15 protein-coding genes are annotated in these 14,238 nt (G+C 33.7%); 11 read left to right on the top strand and 4 right to left on the bottom strand.

Going from position 1 to position 14,238, the window contains the following annotated elements; genetic code table 11:
- Positions 1 to 149 precede the first annotated feature (149 nt).
- The 9 genes from RM542_RS02050 to arfB all read left to right on the top strand — a co-directional run bounded on the left by RM542_RS02050 (position 150) and on the right by arfB (position 8,961).
- Complete coding sequence (locus tag RM542_RS02050; protein ID WP_311384044.1) at positions 150 to 800, top strand: hypothetical protein; 651 nt, start codon at positions 150 to 152, stop codon at positions 798 to 800.
- A gap of 138 nt (positions 801 to 938) precedes the next feature.
- Positions 939 to 1,463, top strand: coding sequence for a 2'-5' RNA ligase family protein (locus RM542_RS02055; RefSeq protein WP_311384045.1), 525 nt, complete (start codon positions 939 to 941; stop codon positions 1,461 to 1,463).
- 119 nt (positions 1,464 to 1,582) lie between these two features.
- Entirely contained in the window at positions 1,583 to 2,293 is a 711-nt protein-coding gene (locus RM542_RS02060; RefSeq protein ID WP_311384046.1) for a DUF6090 family protein, read from the top strand.
- A gap of 55 nt (positions 2,294 to 2,348) precedes the next feature.
- A complete protein-coding gene (locus RM542_RS02065; RefSeq protein ID WP_311384047.1) occupies positions 2,349 to 3,074 on the top strand; it encodes a DUF6090 family protein in 726 nt (241 codons plus the stop codon).
- Positions 3,075 to 3,242: 168 nt separating this feature from the next.
- On the top strand, positions 3,243 to 3,998 hold the full coding sequence (locus tag RM542_RS02070) for a DUF6090 family protein (protein WP_311384048.1): 756 nt from the start codon (positions 3,243 to 3,245) through the stop codon (positions 3,996 to 3,998).
- Between the two features lie 126 nt (positions 3,999 to 4,124).
- The gene (locus RM542_RS02075; protein ID WP_311384049.1) at positions 4,125 to 5,114 is read left to right on the top strand and encodes an aspartate-semialdehyde dehydrogenase; all 990 of its coding nucleotides are present in this window, start codon (positions 4,125 to 4,127) and stop codon (positions 5,112 to 5,114) included.
- Positions 5,115 to 5,299: 185 nt separating this feature from the next.
- Positions 5,300 to 7,468: a prolyl oligopeptidase family serine peptidase gene (locus tag RM542_RS02080; RefSeq protein WP_311384050.1), complete on the top strand. Its 2,169-nt coding sequence runs from the start codon at positions 5,300 to 5,302 to the stop codon at positions 7,466 to 7,468.
- 66 nt (positions 7,469 to 7,534) lie between these two features.
- Positions 7,535 to 8,515 carry an ABC transporter ATP-binding protein gene (locus RM542_RS02085; protein WP_311384051.1) on the top strand — a complete coding sequence of 327 codons (981 nt, stop codon included), beginning with the start codon at positions 7,535 to 7,537 and terminating at the stop codon, positions 8,513 to 8,515.
- 41 nt (positions 8,516 to 8,556) lie between these two features.
- Positions 8,557 to 8,961, top strand: a complete 405-nt coding sequence (gene arfB / locus RM542_RS02090) for an alternative ribosome rescue aminoacyl-tRNA hydrolase ArfB (protein WP_311384052.1) — start codon at positions 8,557 to 8,559, stop codon at positions 8,959 to 8,961.
- 5 nt (positions 8,962 to 8,966) lie between these two features.
- Here arfB and RM542_RS02095 read toward each other — a convergent pair whose 3' ends face one another.
- The 4 genes from RM542_RS02095 to RM542_RS02110 form a co-directional block, all read right to left on the bottom strand.
- Positions 8,967 to 9,344 carry a SnoaL-like domain-containing protein gene (locus RM542_RS02095; RefSeq protein ID WP_311384053.1) on the bottom strand — a complete coding sequence of 126 codons (378 nt, stop codon included), beginning with the start codon at positions 9,342 to 9,344 and terminating at the stop codon, positions 8,967 to 8,969.
- An 89-nt stretch (positions 9,345 to 9,433) separates the two neighbouring features.
- Positions 9,434 to 9,877, bottom strand: coding sequence for a 3-oxoacyl-ACP synthase (locus RM542_RS02100; protein WP_311384054.1), 444 nt, complete (start codon positions 9,875 to 9,877; stop codon positions 9,434 to 9,436).
- 6 nt (positions 9,878 to 9,883) lie between these two features.
- A complete protein-coding gene (locus RM542_RS02105) occupies positions 9,884 to 11,227 on the bottom strand; it encodes an ATP-binding protein (RefSeq protein ID WP_311384055.1) in 1,344 nt (447 codons plus the stop codon).
- The gene (locus RM542_RS02110) at positions 11,227 to 12,591 is read right to left on the bottom strand and encodes a sigma-54 dependent transcriptional regulator (protein WP_311384056.1); all 1,365 of its coding nucleotides are present in this window, start codon (positions 12,589 to 12,591) and stop codon (positions 11,227 to 11,229) included. The genes RM542_RS02105 and RM542_RS02110 overlap by 1 nt, the downstream gene beginning before the upstream one ends.
- A 15-nt stretch (positions 12,592 to 12,606) precedes the next feature.
- Here RM542_RS02110 and RM542_RS02115 point away from each other — a divergent pair, with 15 nt between their 5' ends.
- Together RM542_RS02115 and RM542_RS02120 are read left to right on the top strand one after the other, a co-directional pair.
- On the top strand, positions 12,607 to 12,756 hold the full coding sequence (locus tag RM542_RS02115) for a hypothetical protein (protein ID WP_311384057.1): 150 nt from the start codon (positions 12,607 to 12,609) through the stop codon (positions 12,754 to 12,756).
- 137 nt (positions 12,757 to 12,893) lie between these two features.
- Positions 12,894 to 14,234 carry a TolC family protein gene (locus RM542_RS02120; protein ID WP_311384058.1) on the top strand — a complete coding sequence of 447 codons (1,341 nt, stop codon included), beginning with the start codon at positions 12,894 to 12,896 and terminating at the stop codon, positions 14,232 to 14,234.
- Positions 14,235 to 14,238 lie beyond the last annotated feature (4 nt).

Consider the following 14,238-nt stretch of genomic DNA (forward strand, 5'->3'; position numbering starts at 1 on the left):
GTACCTATCAATGTATAAAAATAATAGCGGTTTCGGTGCTCAATCGAAATCGCTTTTTTTATATTTAATTCAGGTTTAATCCGAATGGTTCGTGTTTCAAAATTCGATAATATTCTTATACGAGACCGCTGGATACAAAAAATACTGCGATGAGAAAAAGAAAAGAATGGGTAAATCATATACTTAATTTTATTGCCGTAATACTTGGTGTTTACTTAGCATTTTTCTTAAATGAAAAATCAACGATTAACAAAGAAATAAAGGAGGGGCAACAGTTAATGAATTCTCTTATAACTGACCTTTCAGAAGATATTACAACCTATGAGGAGTATCATATTCCAATAAATATTAAACAACAAGAAAATCTTAGAAAACTGATTGAGTTATTATCGAAAGATAAGCTCTCGAACATAGAAAAAGAATTGTTTACAGTTTTTCAAGTTGACAATTTCACACCTACAAAGACAACCTATAGTTCAATGAAGTCTTCTGGTAAATTAAAATTAATAGATGATTTAAGCCTTCGTAAGAAAATAGATGATTATTATGAAGGAATCGTTCTTGAAAGTGTGAAAAAAGGTGATTTTCAAGTAGAGTATTTTACAAATGAATTATTAAAATGGTTAACTGGTAATGTGGATTTAATGGAAATGACATTATTAAGAAAAGATGATTTAATAGGCCTACGCAATAAAATAATTGTTTATGAGTCATTGGTAAAGCAAAAAGTAAATGCTTATCAATTGGTAGTAGAGGAATCTAAAAAATTAAAGTTAAATCTGGAATCCCAACTAAAATAGAATATGAAAAATTCAACATCCAGCTATGGTTTTAAATCACTGCATATTCTCCCCTACTTCTGAAAATCCTCGCGGATTTTCTGTTTAGTTTGTAATTACTGAGTTAAGTTGTAACCAACACAACTAATCATAGCCGAGATGGAAAAAATTAGAAGACAATTGACTTTGTTTATTAACGAACCGAATGATATTATCGAGAAAATTCGAGCCAAATTTAATCCAGAACAATACAATCTAATTCCTGCACACGTTACACTTTGCCGTGAAGACGAAATTGAACCAATCGTAAAAACCATTGCTCGAATAGAATCCATTAGATTAGAAAAACCAATCCGAATTGAATTCGGAAAAGCATTACGATTCTCGGACGGAAAAGGTGTTTACCTATCATCATTTGGCCATAACAAAGAGTTTAAAGAATTAAGGAAGTTAGTTTTGGGACCAAATGAATTGAAAAAAGAGCAGGTTCCTCACATAACCCTAATGCATCCAAGAAATTCAACATGTACCGATGAGAAATTTGAAAGGATTGAGAATTATAGCTTGCCTAAGGTGTTGGAACTTGGAAAAATAAGCCTCATTGAGCAAAAAAATGGTGGAAAATGGAATGTGCTTCGGGAATTTAATATAGTAAAAAATAACGCTAGCCATCAACAACTATAGCTCAAGGCCACACACTCGTTAAAGCAATCATGTTTTACTACCTTTAAGCAGCTGGATTTTCCTTTGATAGAAAGCACAATCTAAACGTTGTGTACTTAATTATCAAAAATCGCTAACCAATGATAAAATTCTTTAGAAAAATTAGACAAAACTTACTTTCAGAAGGAAAAACTGGAAAGTATTTTAAATATGCTATTGGGGAAATTGTGCTCGTAGTTATTGGAATTCTAATTGCGCTTAGCATAAACAATTGGAATGAAAGAAGAAAAACTAAGAAGTTTGAACATGAAATATTAAAAGATATTGCAAATGGAATTGAAGGTAATTACTTTCAAATAGACTTAAGTTTAAGAAACAATAATGCTTCTATAAAATCTGCTAAAATTATTCTCAATGCTTTAGAAAACAATTTACCCTATAATGATTCTTTAGATCTACATTTTTCTAAATCCATATCATGGGTAAGTGTAAAATTCAATAATAATGGATATGAGAGCCTTAAGTCTTATGGTGTTAATTTAATAACTAATGATACAATTAGAGATATTGTAAACATTTATAATATTGGATGGATGGAAACTTTAGCAGAAAGGCAAGAAAATTATTTTTATAATACTGCATCACCAATTTTAACAGAGTTATTTGATAAGGTTGCTATGAGAACTGAAATGAAGCCTTTTGATTACAATAGTTTGAAGGATTCTAAGAAATATATTAGCGTCTTAAAAACATCTATAGCAAATAGAGAAGACCAATCATTTTGGTATAAAGAGTGGAAAGTATCACTGGATAAACTTTTGCAAACAATCAATAATGAATTAAAAAAATAACCAAAGCACAACAATGGCTATGAGTAAGTGCTTCATTACAACCAACCGCTAACCAATGATTAAATTCTTTAGAAAAATTAGACAAAGATTACTGACTGAAAATAAATTTAGTAAATATCTGATATATGCCATAGGAGAAATCATTCTTGTTGTTATTGGAATTTTGATTGCGCTTCAAATCAATAATTGGAATGAAGATCAGAAAAACAAGGCGCTAGAAAAATACATGCTGGAGAATTTAGCTGAGAATCTGGAACAAAACTGCGATAAGCTAAAAAGTCGAATCCAATCAATTGATTATTATCGTAAATCGGGATCCATCATTATTTCAGCCATTGAAACCAAGTTGATTAATCGCGATTCTTTGGGGAATTACTTTCATCAAGCTTTAATGGGTACATCGGATGTTGGACTATCAGAAGTTGGTTATAATGTAATAAAGGATAATGGGTTTGAAATTATCAAAAACCAAGTCTTAAAAAAAGAAATAATGGTTTTTTTTGAAGATACCCAACCACACCTACAAGCTGATTTAAACTGGGGAACAATTGATAGGGTAAACAGAGAGAAATTTGTGGACGAAAACTTTATTCAGATACCGAATAAGGGAGGAATAACCTACAAGGCATTTGATCTGGAAAGTCTTTTAAAAAATCAATATTTCGTAGCACTTGTCCATAAAACGGACGTTCAAAGGATATGGTTCTCAAATATAATGGAAAGACATTATATGGAAAGTCAAAGAATTCTGGAACTGATTAATGAAGAACTAAATAAATAACGCAAGGCTAACAATGTGTATAATTAATTGCGAGTGGCTTCCTTAAACTAAATCATTTGCAATTAACTATCTTCTGGCGGACATTTTCCGTTGGAAAAGTCCGCAACTAATCATACTCGAACTACAGCGCTACGTTTAGCGCTATAGTTGTGCCTCATATAAAAAACAATGATAAAATTCTTTCGAAAAATAAGACAACGATTATTGACAGAAAATAAATTCAGTAAATACTTGGTTTATGCTATTGGAGAAATCATCCTCGTTGTTATTGGAATTTTAATAGCGCTACAAATCAATAATTGGAATGAAACTTCCAAAATGAAAATGAAATCTATCTCTTATTTAAAACAATTTAAAGGTGATATTGAAAGCGATACCATAAGATTAAGTCAAAATATTGACTGGAACGAAAAGACATTAGTACATATTGACTCCATTTGGAAAAATCTTTCGAAAGAGGGTGATTTAAAAAATGAAGATAAAACTTCATTTACCACATATCATAAGAGATTGATATTGGAAACGTATTTTGTTGCTGAAAAAAGTACTTATAACTTATTTTTATCTAGTGCAAATGATATTAAACTTGATAACTCTGAACTTCAAAAAGAGCTTTATCGATACTATTCTTTTGAGCTTGTTACGGAAAAAAATGTAGAGCAAAGTTTACAACTATATCAGCACCAACATATTACTTCTTCTGTTCTTGAAAATGTACTAACAACAACTGAAGGCCTTCAAGAAATAAACATTACTAATGCCGGACTCGATCTAAATATTGAAGCGCTTCGAAAAAACAAAGAATATTTAGCTAATCTCAGACTTAAAATGCGAATGACCTCTGGGCAAAATGGACATTATAAAAACAAAATGAAAATGGCTAAAAAACTTCTTGCCTCGTTAGCAAAGGAATTAAATCAATAAAAAGTGTTGATTCCTTATTAAAGGTTTGTTACAAATATAACTTTTTGTTGTATTTTGATTTTTACTTCATTCTTGTTTGTTTATCACTATGGTAAAATTACCTTTGTCTTTTCAAATTAAAAAAGAATGAAAGTAGCAGTTGTTGGCGCCACAGGTATGGTGGGTGAGGTAATGTTAAAAGTATTAGCCGAACGTAATTTTCCTATAACAGAATTACTCTTGGTAGCTTCAGAACGTTCTGTTGGTAAACAGTTGAATTATAAAGGTGAAGCACATACGGTTATTGGTTTACAAACGGCCGTTGATGCGCAACCAGACATCGCAATTTTTTCGGCTGGCGGAGATACTTCTTTGGATTGGGCACCTAAGTTCGCCGAAGCAGGCACCACAGTAGTTGACAACTCTTCAGCATGGCGAATGGACCCAACTAAAAAATTGGTAGTCCCAGAAATCAATGCGTCTGAATTAACTGCAGAAGATAAAATTATAGCAAACCCAAACTGTTCTACCATTCAGTTGGTAATGGCATTAAATCCGCTACACAAAAAATACCAAATGAAACGTGTAGTTATTTCTACCTACCAATCTGTTTCAGGTACCGGAGTAAAAGCTGTAAAACAACTAGAAAATGAAATGGCGGGTATTCAAGGTGAAATGGCCTATCCTTATCCCATTAACAGAAATGCTTTGCCGCATTGCGATGTGTTTTTAGAGAATGGCTACACTAAAGAAGAAATGAAATTGGCTCGTGAACCACAGAAAATATTAGATGACCGTAAGTTTTCAATTTCTGCAACAGCTGTTCGTATTCCAACTTCTGGCGGCCATTCAGAGTCAGTTAATGTTGAGTTTCAAAACGATTTTGAATTGTCCGAAGTCAGAAAATTATTAAATGAAACATCAGGGGTAACAGTGCAAGACAATCCAGATACCAATACCTACCCAATGCCAATTTATGCGCATGATAAAGATGATGTTTTTGTGGGGCGTATTCGCCGTGACGAAACGCAACGTAATACATTAAATATGTGGATTGTATCTGATAATCTTAGAAAAGGTGCCGCGACAAATGCAGTACAAATTGCAGAATATTTGGTTGAAAATAAATTGGTTTAAAAACCTCCCTTTACCTAAGCGAGGGAAGGGAATGAACAAAGTCCATGACTTATAAAGACATCAAAAAACAAGTCTCTTTAGCTTCAATTTGGACAAGGGCTTTCGTTAAAAAAAGTTAAGCCTTTAAACATTTCAAGTATTTCTCATGTATTTCCGCTATTTTGAGCTAGCTAAATACTCAAGAAATGAAAAACTTAACTTCTTTATGTGTAGTACTTCTTTTTATCTGCGCACAAACAATCATGGCACAAAACAAGGTCATTAAAGATTTAATAAAAGTGAACTACCCATACACCAGCAAAATTGGACAATCAGACACGTATTTTGGAACATCAGTTGAGGATCCTTATCGCTGGTTAGAAGATGATCGTAGTGAAGACACTGAAAAATGGGTTAACCAACAAAACAATGTCACCTTTGGCTATTTAGATAAAATACCTTTCAGAAAAGACATCAAACAAAGACTTGAAAAGCTTTGGAATTATGAAAAAATAGGCTCCCCGTTTAAAGAAGGTGAGTATACCTATTTCTATAAAAACAATGGTCTTCAAAATCAATATGTAGTTTATAGAAAAAAAGGCGGTGGTGAAGCAGAAGAGTTTCTGAATCCAAACAATTTTTCTGAAGATGGCACCACATCATTAGCAGGGTTGAGTTTTACAAAAGATGGTTCTTTAGCCGCTTACCTAATTTCAGAAGGTGGTAGCGATTGGAGAAAAGCTATTGTTATTAATACTGAAACAAGAGAACAGGTTGAAGATACTTTGGTCGATATTAAATTCAGTGGCCTATCTTGGAAAGGTAATGAAGGCTTTTACTATTCTAGTTATGACAAGCCTGAAGGCAGCGAACTCTCTGCAAAGACTGATCAACACAAACTCTATTTTCATAAACTTGGAACATCACAATCTGAAGACCAGTTAGTTTATGGGGGCACCCCTGAAGAAAAACACCGTTATATTGGTGGGCGTGTTTCTGAAGACGAGCGGTTTTTATTCATTTCTGCCTCGGTTTCTACATCAGGAAATAAGCTTTTTCTTAAAGACTTAAACGCCCCTAACAGCAGTCTTGTGACCGTTTTAGATCATACAGATTCCGATACTTATGTGATGGAAAATGAAGGTTCAAAACTATTCTTAGTGACTAACCTGAATGCACCGAACAAAAAAATTGTAATTGCAGATGCTGCAAATCCGACTTCAGATAATTGGACAGACTTTATTGCTGAAACAGAAAATGTATTAACTGCTGGCAGTGGTGGTGGGTTTTTCTTTGCTGAATATATGGTCGATGCCATTTCTAAAGTCTATCAATATGATTATGATGGAAACAAAGTGCGTGAAGTAAAATTACCAGGTGTAGGTAGTGCTGGTGGTTTTGGTGGTAAAAAAGAAGATAAAGAATTCTACTTTTCGTTTACCAATTATAGCACCCCAGGTTCATCCTACAAGTATAATGTAGAAACTGGTGAATACACCCAATATTGGAAGCCAGATATTGATTTTGACCCTTCCGATTATGTTTCTACTCAAGTTTTTTATACCTCTAAAGATGGTACAAAAGTGCCCATGATTATCACACATAAAAAAGGAGTTCAACTTAATGGTAAAAACCCGACTATCCTTTATGGTTATGGTGGGTTCAATATTAGTCTAACTCCAAGGTTTAGTATCACGAATGCCGTATGGATGGAGCAAGGTGGAGTTTACGCAGTGCCTAACCTTCGTGGAGGTGGTGAATATGGCAAAAAATGGCACGATGCAGGTACTAAAATGCAAAAGCAAAATGTGTTTGATGACTTTATTGCTGCAGCTGAATATTTAATAGCTAACAAATACACTTCAAAAGAATATTTAGCAATTCGTGGAGGTTCAAACGGAGGGCTTCTAGTTGGGGCAACCATGACCCAAAGACCAGATTTAATGCAAGTAGCTTTACCTGCGGTTGGGGTACTTGACATGTTGCGCTATCACACTTTTACAGCTGGCGCAGGCTGGGCCTATGATTATGGAACAGCTGAAGAGAGTAAAGAAATGTTTGAATATTTAAAGGGATACTCCCCCGTTCATAATGTAAAGTCCGGGGTAGCATATCCTGCAACTTTGGTGACAACAGGTGATCATGATGATAGAGTTGTACCTGCTCATAGTTTCAAGTTTGCCGCAGAATTACAAGAGAAACAATCCGGTAATAACCCTACGCTGATAAGAATAGAGACAAATGCCGGTCACGGAGCCGGAACCCCTGTAGCAAAAACTATTGAGCAGTATGCTGATATTTTTGGGTTCACTCTTTTTAACATGGGCTTTGAATCTTTACCTAACCAAATAAAAATTACTGACGGTACTGATTAAGCGTTCTAAAATAATTCTAATAGAAAATCCGTTTCAAAAGAAACGGATTTTTCTTTTCCCCTTTTTATGTTAAACGTTGATAGCATTTCTTTTTCATTTCAAGATGAACTTATTCTCAATAATATTCAGTTCACACTTAAAGAAGGCAAACATCTTTCAGTCATTGGCGAAAGCGGTTGTGGCAAAAGCACACTATTAAAAGCGCTATATGGGCTATTAGAATTGAATTCGGGGAACATTCATTGGAAAAAAATTGAAGTATTAGGGCCAAGTTATAATCTTGTTCCGGGTGAAAAATACATGAAGTACGTGGCACAAGATTTTGATTTGATGCCTTTTACTACCGTTGCCGAAAATATTGCCGAACATTTATCTGCCTTTGAGTTAGATACACATCAACAACGTATTGATGAATTACTTGAGGTGATTGAGATGAAAGATTATTCAAATGTCAAAGTAAAAAGCCTCAGCGGAGGTCAACAACAGCGCGTTGCATTGGCTAGAGCTTTGGCACAAGAACCCGAAGTTTTATTGCTAGATGAGCCGTTCAGTAGTATTGACCAATTCAAAAAAAATGAACTGCGCTATAAAATATTTCCGTACTTAAAAGAAAAGGGTATTACCGTGATTAATGCCAGTCATGATCCAAACGATGTTCTAGCATTTTCTGATGAAACCTTAGTGCTTAAAAATGGTTCCATAATAGCTCATGAACCCACAAGACAATTGTATCAAAAACCAAAGACAAAATATGTGGCTTCTCTTTTTGATATTGTTAATGAAGTTCCAGTGTCTTTACTAAAAGAATACAGCGCGGTTGCCAAGTCAATTTTAGTATACCCACATGAGTTCGAAATCTCAAAAGAATCAGGGTTCGAAGTGTATGTAATTAACAACCATTTTAAAGGAAGTCATTATTTAATTGAAGGGCTTTCCAATAAAGGTTTAAACATCTTTTTTACAAATCGACATGCCTTGCAAGTAAATACTCAGGTGTTTCTTAATGTATCACTACAGCTTGTAAATAAGAGGCTTTCTATAGATTAATTTGAATTTGGTTATTAGTTATATTCGTACAAACTCATCTTTTGGATAAAGAAACCATTATAAAAGAATTAAAATTCAAAGCTATTCGTAGCAGTGGTGCTGGTGGGCAACACGTAAACAAGGTTTCTTCAAAAGTAGAGTTAAGTTTTGATGTAAAAAGCTCATTGGGCTTATCATCACGAGAAAAAGAACGGCTTATTTTAAAATTGTCAAATCGTTTAAACAAACAACAATTACTTCTTTTACAGTGTGATGAGGCAAGAAGTCAGCACAAAAACAGACAATTAGTTATTCATCGCTTTTTTGATGTATTAAAAAAGGCTTTACATGTTCCAAAAAAAAGGAAACCAACAAAGCCCTCAAAATCATCAATTGAAAAGCGTCTTACCTCTAAAAAAAGAGCCGCTACTATAAAGTCTTTTAGAAAAAAGCCCAATCTCGATTAAAAAAATTACATCCCTTGACCCATTTCTGGCACTTGATAATGATAGGTCGCTCGTGTAATTTGGTCATTTTCGACTTGGTATACACATAGCTCGTCTATTTTTTGTCTACCCCTGTCCTTAAAAGTTGCATCCATTGACATAGGTACAACAAAGTGGTTACCTGCGACCATATGCTCACCGACGTCACCACCATGCATTTCTTCAATATTCTCAGCCCACTGCTGATATTCCTTTATAATATTCTCTCTTCCTTTGGTTACATGATTAGGAATACCTGGCATTTCTTCACTTACCGCATTTTCTGCATACATTCCATAAGCTTCATCATACTTTCCTTCTTTACATAGGCCCACAAATTTGTCTGCCACTTCTTTTGTTGTCATAATTGTTCTGTTTATTGATTTATATTCTTAAATATAAAAAAGAAAACAACAACTCATTTTAAAGAATAGTTAAATGAAAAACACCGTACCTAACTGATTGCTATTATTTTAGAGCTAGTTCCGTTAAAACTTATAGTGTCGTTTACTACTTTACCCAATAGTAGCTTTGCAATCGGGGTATTTGCCGAAATACAAAAAATTAACGCCTCATCAATTTCGCATTTGCCAGCAGAAACTGCTATATAATAAGTAGCCTTTGTAGTTTGCACTAGACTGCCCAATACTACTTTTGCATTGACAGTTTCTAATGGGACTTTAGACAATACTTGTTGCATTTTTTCAGCCTCTAATAATTGTTGCCCTAGTTTTTCTCGCTCTAATTGTAACATCGCTCTACCTGTTTCATGTTTATCTCCAGCTGTACTTTTTGATTCAGAAGTTAGCGAAGCTTTAACCTCATTAATTTGATTTTGAATACGATGTATTCTCGCACTAATGTAATTTTCACAAAATAGATAAAGAGCTTTTTTCATTTTAAATCAAAAAGTCAAGGTAAAACTGGTCTCAATATCAGGATTAGAATAAAGTTTTAGGGTGCCGCCATGCAATTGTATTATTTGCCTGGAAAGACTAAGTCCTATACCTGTACCTTTCTCTTTTGTAGTAAAAAAGGGTACAAAAATTTCATCAATCATTTCTTCAGGTATTCCTGGGCCATTGTCCCGAACAACGATATATTTCCGATTTTTATGATCAAGCCCAGCAATTACTTTAATTAGGCCAGAAGGACTGTCTTCTAAAGAATGAACCGCATTTTTCACAAGATTGATTAGTACTTGTGTAAGTTGTTTTTCATCAATAAAAAATTCAAGCTCCGGTGTTTCTATCATCCATTCTATTCGGGTAGTCTCATCCGCATCTAACTGCATCAAAATCTTGACTTTCTCAAAAAACTCGTCGGCTTTTACAAATGATTTATCTGGTTTGGGCACATTAAGAAAGCTGCGATATCCTTGTACAAAATCCATAAGATTATTTCCTTGACCTTTTATGACTTCGAGGCCTTTTGCTGCACTTGCAATCTTTTCCTTATCTAATTCTTCAACAACTTGACCGTTGCTATTTTGGTAGTATTTAAGAATAGATTCTGATATGGAGGTTATTGGCGTTATGGTATTCATAATTTCATGGGTTAAAACGCGAATTAATCTAATCCATGAATCTGTTTCCTTCTCGTTTAACTCTTCATTGATATCTTGAATAACTACAAGTAACAACTGGTTTTCATCGAGAACTACCGGAGTAGACTTTAAAGCCAACTGTATTTGTTCTCTTTCATTAGTTAATTGAAATAGTTTACGTTCAAAAGGCTTAAATGATTCAAAAACCTCGTATAATTTTTCATCAATTTGCTTCAGCTGTTTGATATGGTTTAAAGGACGGTAGTTAAGGAGGTTTTCTAAGGTTGGGTTTGAAAAGAGAATATGGCCTTTTTGATTAAAAGTCATTATTCCAATATTGGCCTGCTTCAAAATCTCTTGATAATATTTTTCTCTTATTTGAAGCTGTAAATGAACTTCTTGTATTAATCCATTAACTCTATTCAAACTCTGGTTGAGCTCTTTGAAAGATTTAATAGTGACTCGTTCTGGAAAACGGAGTGTGAAATCTTCATTCTTTATAGCATCAAAAAAATAGGCAATTTTCCGGTTTGTACTATTTATAAAACGAATTAAGTCAAACACCTGTGAAACCAAAGCGATAACGGAAACTACTAATAATAAATACCAGGCGCTTGTTATACAAAAAGCCATAAATACTGCGGTCGCAGTGATAAGTAGGACTCTGATTATTAACTGAATATAAAAATTTCTACTCGCCATTATTTATTGAGCTTCTTCATTTTATTATAAAGGGTTTGCCGTGAAACCCCTAACTGATCAGCGGCTGCGCTGTAGTTTCCATCATACAATTCTAAAGCTTTAGAAATCATGTGATATTCCATTTCATCCAAAGTTGTAAGTTCGTTTTCAAATGACTGTGTTGGTTTTGAATGCAATAAAAAATCAGTTGGTTTGAGCACATTGCCCTCTGATAAAATTACCGCTCTTTCCATTGTATGTTGCAATTCTCGAATATTTCCAGGCCATTGATATTCTATAAGTTTTTCTTGTGCCAGATTGTTGATTTTTAAACTTGACTTATCATACTTATGAGCAAACTGTTTTAAAAAGAAATCTGACAGAATTAGAATATCTCCTTCTCTTTCTCTAAGGGGTGGCACTTCAATATGAATGGTGTTAATTCGATATAATAAGTCTTCTCTAAAAAGACCATCAGTTACCATTTTATCAAGGTTACAATTGGTCGCACAAATCAATCGAATATCAACGTCAATTTGTTTGTTAGAACCTACTCTTACTATTGACTTATTCTGAATTGCCGATAATAGTTTTGCTTGCGTTTGTAAAGAAAGATTTCCCATCTCATCTAAAAACAAACTGCCTTGATGTGCCGCTTCAAATTTTCCAGCCCGATCTTCTTTAGCATCGGTAAAAGAACCTTTAATATGACCAAAAAGTTCGCTTTCAAATAAATTGTCTGAAATTGAACCCATATCTACGTTTATAAAAACCTCTTCTTTTCTTCGAGATAATCGATGTAATTCGCGGGCAATTAATTCTTTACCTGTTCCGTTCTCCCCTGTGATGAGCACATTAACATCAGTTTTAGCAACTTTTCGAACAAGGTTTAATACCTCGGTCAAAGCCCTGGAGTTCCCTATGATATGATTTTTGTCATCATTAATAAACTGTTTAAGGTTACTCTCTTTCTTTTTGAGCTTATTAATTTCAAGTTTTGACATGCGCAACTCATAAGCAGATTTTACGGTAGTCAATAAACGTTCATTATTCCAAGGTTTTAAAATAAAATCTGAAGCACCTTGCTTTAAAGCTTTGACAGCTAAATCGACAGCACCGTATGCTGTCATCATAATTACAGATGTATTTGGAGATTTCTTTTTAATCTCATTAAGCCAAAATAATCCCTCATTACCTGTGTTTACTCCTGCCGAAAAGTTCATATCAAGCAATACAATATCAATCTCCTTTAAATTAGGAAAAGAAGAGATTTGATTAGGGTTAAATAACGTTTGTACGCTCTTATATTCAAACTGTAAAAGAATCTCTAAGGCGCTCAAAACGCTTTTATTATCATCTATTACTAAAATATTTGCTTTGGTCATTTTTAATTTCTTCTTATGAAATTCGAAACAAAAGACATACCAGTTTTTATAAGCTTTTTACTTTTTTGGGGTATTCCTTTTAAAGAGCATTGTTTAAAGGCCCTTGAGCAGATTCGATATTTTTTAAAACTACAACTTGATTTTTCAACAAATGCCAGTTTGTAAAATTATTTTACACTTTTTGTATAAATATTTTACACATTAAAATTTAAATTAAAAACAGAAACTATTTAACTTACTGATTTTCAGTTAATTATTTTTATGGCATGACAATAGCTTTATCATTGGCATAGTAGTCTAATATGAATTTAAAGAAAATCTTTTTTATACTATCATTTGCGAGTTGGTTCACAACAATTGCACAGCAAGTCTGGTCATTGGAGGAATGCGTTGATTATGCCATAGAGAATAATCTTCAATTGAATGATTTTGAATATACAGAACAGTCTAATAAAGAAACCTATCGTCAATCAGTTAGAAACCTTTTACCAAATATAAATGGTTATGCAGATTATAACATCAGCTTTGGTCGCCAGGTAAATCCGAATGATAATAGTATATCTAATACTGAGTTCTTTTCAAATAACTATTCTATAAGTGGCTCTTTTGATGTCTTCCAAGGCTTTCAGAAAATTAATAGCATTAAAGCTTCTAAATTTCTGTATCGGGCTGCTAAAGAAGAAAGTGTGCAACAAAAATATCTTTTAGCTTTTAGAGTCATGCGTGCTTTTTATGATATTCAATTTATAGAAGGCCTAATCATAATTTCAGAGGAGCAAGTTGAAATATCAAAAACCAATTTTGAATTGGTAAAAAAACAAATTGAAGTTGGGCTTATGGCTGGAGCTGATTTATATGAAGCAGAATCTTTACTTCTTGCGGACGAGTTGTTATTAACTCAGAATAATAATCGGTTAGCTGCAGCAAAACTTACCCTTATTCAAGCCATGAACTTAAAGGGAGAAACTGATATCTTGATTCGTCCAGAAATTGAAAACTCTGAAAAAGAAGAAAATTTGAAGATGACATCAGATTCAGTTTTTAATACGGCAATGACTTTTATTCCTTTAATCAAAGCTCAAGAGCTAAGGGTTAAAGCAGCAAAAAAGCAAGTGGCTATAGCACGGGGTAATTTAGCCCCATCAATTGCAATACAAGGTGGCTATGGCACAGGTTATTTTGAAACTATTACGGATACCCTTGGTGTAACTATTCCATTTAGATCACAGTTCCGCGATAATACCAACCAATTTGTTGGGGTGTCACTTAACGTTCCTATAAGCAATGGATGGTCTGGTCGATCTAGAATCAAACAACAGAAAATTGCCTTAGCAAGAGCTAAAAACAATTTTGAAATTCAAGAGCAAGAATTGTATCAATTGATTCAGCAATTGGTTCAAGAATATAATGCCTTAAATACTGAAGTGCTTCAAACCGCAAAAAGGAGCAATTCACAAGAACTAGCATTTGAAATTGCACAGAAAAGATACGAGAAGGGGCTTATTAACGCTATTGAACTAGGAAGAGCAAAGACCCTTTTTGCAACGGCACAAAACGAAAACTTACAAGTTAGACTTCGCTTAAAAGTCAATAAGAGTACACTAGATTTTTATAACAATCTATCTATTTTCAATATTAATTAAATAA

Source organism: Croceitalea sp. P059, from assembly GCF_031846365.1.
GTDB classification, from domain to species: domain Bacteria; phylum Bacteroidota; class Bacteroidia; order Flavobacteriales; family Flavobacteriaceae; genus Croceitalea; species Croceitalea vernalis.

Bases quoted from the DNA above. Each gene is read 5' to 3' on its own strand.
- RM542_RS02050 (WP_311384044.1), top strand. From the start codon at position 150: ATGAGAAAAAGAAAAGAATGGGTAAATCATATACTTAATTTTATTGCC.
- RM542_RS02055 (WP_311384045.1), top strand. From the start codon at position 939: ATGGAAAAAATTAGAAGACAATTGACTTTGTTTATTAACGAACCGAAT.
- RM542_RS02060 (WP_311384046.1), top strand. From the start codon at position 1,583: ATGATAAAATTCTTTAGAAAAATTAGACAAAACTTACTTTCAGAAGGA.
- RM542_RS02065 (WP_311384047.1), top strand. From the start codon at position 2,349: ATGATTAAATTCTTTAGAAAAATTAGACAAAGATTACTGACTGAAAAT.
- RM542_RS02070 (WP_311384048.1), top strand. From the start codon at position 3,243: ATGATAAAATTCTTTCGAAAAATAAGACAACGATTATTGACAGAAAAT.
- RM542_RS02075 (WP_311384049.1), top strand. From the start codon at position 4,125: ATGAAAGTAGCAGTTGTTGGCGCCACAGGTATGGTGGGTGAGGTAATG.
- RM542_RS02080 (WP_311384050.1), top strand. From the start codon at position 5,300: ATGAAAAACTTAACTTCTTTATGTGTAGTACTTCTTTTTATCTGCGCA.
- RM542_RS02085 (WP_311384051.1), top strand. From the start codon at position 7,535: ATGTTAAACGTTGATAGCATTTCTTTTTCATTTCAAGATGAACTTATT.
- RM542_RS02095 (WP_311384053.1), bottom strand. From the start codon at position 9,344: ATGACAACAAAAGAAGTGGCAGACAAATTTGTGGGCCTATGTAAAGAA.
- RM542_RS02100 (WP_311384054.1), bottom strand. From the start codon at position 9,877: ATGAAAAAAGCTCTTTATCTATTTTGTGAAAATTACATTAGTGCGAGA.
- RM542_RS02105 (WP_311384055.1), bottom strand. From the start codon at position 11,227: ATGGCGAGTAGAAATTTTTATATTCAGTTAATAATCAGAGTCCTACTT.
- RM542_RS02110 (WP_311384056.1), bottom strand. From the start codon at position 12,591: ATGACCAAAGCAAATATTTTAGTAATAGATGATAATAAAAGCGTTTTG.
- RM542_RS02115 (WP_311384057.1), top strand. From the start codon at position 12,607: ATGAAATTCGAAACAAAAGACATACCAGTTTTTATAAGCTTTTTACTT.
- RM542_RS02120 (WP_311384058.1), top strand. From the start codon at position 12,894: ATGAATTTAAAGAAAATCTTTTTTATACTATCATTTGCGAGTTGGTTC.